The organism is Flavobacterium rhizosphaerae (assembly GCF_046000445.1).
Lineage (GTDB): Bacteria > Bacteroidota > Bacteroidia > Flavobacteriales > Flavobacteriaceae > Flavobacterium > Flavobacterium rhizosphaerae.
Genome location: NZ_JBELPZ010000036.1, coordinates 1 through 2368, shown reverse-complemented (window position 1 = coordinate 2368; position 2368 = coordinate 1). Strand labels below are relative to the sequence as shown.

Sequence of the window (2368 nt, the reverse complement as noted above, 5' to 3'; positions counted from 1 at the left end):
AACAGGATTTCCAACAGTTCCCGGAAGGCATTTTTAATATCCTGCTCCAGTTGGTACATGCCGCGTTCCAGGTACATACCCGACATCGTGGCCAGGTCGGAGGGTGACCAGCCCAGTTCGTCCAGTTGCCTGTCGAATTCCTCGTCCGATACCAGGTAGGCCGTCTCCGGGTTGCGCAGCATCGCTTCGTGTTCCAGTTGGTCTTTCTGTGCCTGCAAGGCATTAAGGTCCAGTACCTGTCCCTCCAGTATGCTGTGTGTTCCGGTCACAATCGGGCTGAGTACGGCATTCAGGGTGCCCAGCACCATCGTGGGAAAAAACATGATGCACAAACCAATGGCAAAAGGGCGCAGTAACGGAAACAGGTCAATGGGTTCGGCGCGGCTGAGTGCCCGCCAGACATTCAGGGCGACATAAAACAGTGCCCCAAGCCCGGCAAGCCCCTTAGCCACAGCCGCCATCTCTGCAGAGAGCGGCAGCATCTCGTCATAGAGCGAGCGCAGCACCTCGTGCAGGTTGTCAAATTCAATATCAAGCGCGATCATTTACCAGTATTTTTGGTTGGCACTGCCGTAGAGTTCCAGTACTCGTTGGGTATCGTTCCGTTTTTTGGCCCTGACGATACTTACCGAAATATTCTTCTTGGTATAATAGCGCACCAGGTTGTAATAATGCAGCACTTCTTTGTACACGCGCTCAATAATATCCATGCGCTCCTTATCACTCAGGGACATAGAAGTCACATTGATGATCTGGCTTAGGTCATCCAATAGCCCTGCCGTCTCATTCAACAGCTTGCTGTAGCCAAACGAAATGGCATTCAGTTCCTGTGCCGTAAAGTTCGGATCGTTCAGCATCAGGCCGAAACTCGTTACATACATATCGGAAATATCCCCGACCAGCAGTACGGTCTGCTGTACCCTGCGGGCATCCTGTACTAAGTTGTTGACCGCTTTCAGGGCATCGTAATATTCTTTGCCCTGGTTGTAGACATCCTTAATCTTATTAAAACTGTCCAGTGTATTGGTCGCCGTTGCCGAGGTCTCAGCAATCTGGTTGACCGTATTGACAATCCCTTGTGCCAGGTTGGTCGGGTCACTGACTACCCATTGTGCCCTCATCGGTGCGGCAACTAGTAAAATAGTCATCCACACCAAATACATCATTCTTTTCATCGTTTTGGATTTTATCGTTATTACTTACTGTTCACTTTCGCGACGCTGTGCCGCGATACGCCGTATGGCGAGCTCCACGTTACCGTCCAATGCTTTGGCCAGTTCCATCACTTCCATCTTTTCGCTTTCTTCCGTGGTGTACGTCAGGTATTCTTCCAAGCTTACCTCAGTAGCATAGACTGCAGAGTGTGTGCCGCCCAATCCGATCCATACTTCCTTGTACAATCGTGAAGGGTCGTTGTTCATATTGATGGAAAGCACCTGTGCCTTTTCCTTATCGGTTAGCCCTAACATAGCCTGGATGTCGTCAAACTTGTTCATGTACTTGCGCTGGTCGAGCAGTATCTTACAATCGGAATTGTTGATAATGCTTTCCTTGACAATCGGCGACTGAATGATATCATCGACTTCCTGGGTAACCACAATGGCTTCCCCGAAAAACTTACGCACCGTCTTGAAGAGGTATTTGATGTACTCGGCCATACCTTCTTTGGCGATCGCCTTCCAGGCCTCCTCAATAAGTATGAGTTTGCGTTGCCCTTTCAGCCTGCGCATTTTGTTGATGAACACCTCCATAATGATAATCGTCACAATCGGGAATAGGATTTTGTGATCCTTGATGGCATCGATCTCGAACACAATAAAGCGCTTGGATAAAAGGTCCAGTTGTTTGTCCGAATTCAGCAGGTAATCATATTCACCGCCTTTGTAATACGGCTCCAGCACGTTCAGGAAATTTGCCAGGTCAAAATCCTTTTCCCGGACTTTCTTTTCCTCTAGCACTTTTGTATAGTCGCCCTGAACGTATTCATAAAAGCCATTAAAGGAAGGCTGCGCACCCGCTTTAATTTGTTCAATATACCCACTTACTGCGTTGGACAATGCAACTTCTTCCGCCCTGGTGGGTGGTTCATCATCGCGCTTCCAAAGGGTTAGGATGAGCGTTTTGATACTCTCTCGTTTTTCGATGTCGTATACACCATCATCCGTGTAGAAGGGGTTGAAAGCAATCGGGTTGTCCTCGGTATAAGTGAAGTACACTCCATCATTTCCCTTAGTCTTTCCATGGATGAGCTCGCACAAACCCTGATAGCTGTTACCGGTATCCACCAAAAGTACATGGGCGCCCTGTTCGTAATACTGGCGTACCATGTGGTTGGTAAAAAACGACTTGCCGCTGCCCGAAGGCCCCA

General features: G+C 48.8%; 3 protein-coding genes. All 3 read right to left on the bottom strand.

All coding sequences use genetic code 11. The features are described from left to right. A partial coding sequence (gene traJ, locus ABS766_RS16680; protein ID WP_408086335.1) for a conjugative transposon protein TraJ occupies positions 1 to 530 on the bottom strand: 530 nt, incomplete at its 3' end. Between the two features lie 15 nt (positions 531 to 545). Then, entirely contained in the window at positions 546 to 1175 is a 630-nt protein-coding gene (locus ABS766_RS16675) for a DUF4141 domain-containing protein (protein WP_408086334.1), read from the bottom strand. A gap of 24 nt (positions 1176 to 1199) precedes the next feature. After that, a partial coding sequence (locus ABS766_RS16670; RefSeq protein ID WP_408086333.1) for a TraG family conjugative transposon ATPase occupies positions 1200 to 2368 on the bottom strand: 1169 nt, incomplete at its 5' end.

Coding starts and splice junctions, on each gene's coding strand:
- ABS766_RS16675 (WP_408086334.1), bottom strand. CDS start 1,175: ATGAAAAGAATGATGTATTTGGTGTGGATGACTATTTTACTAGTTGCC.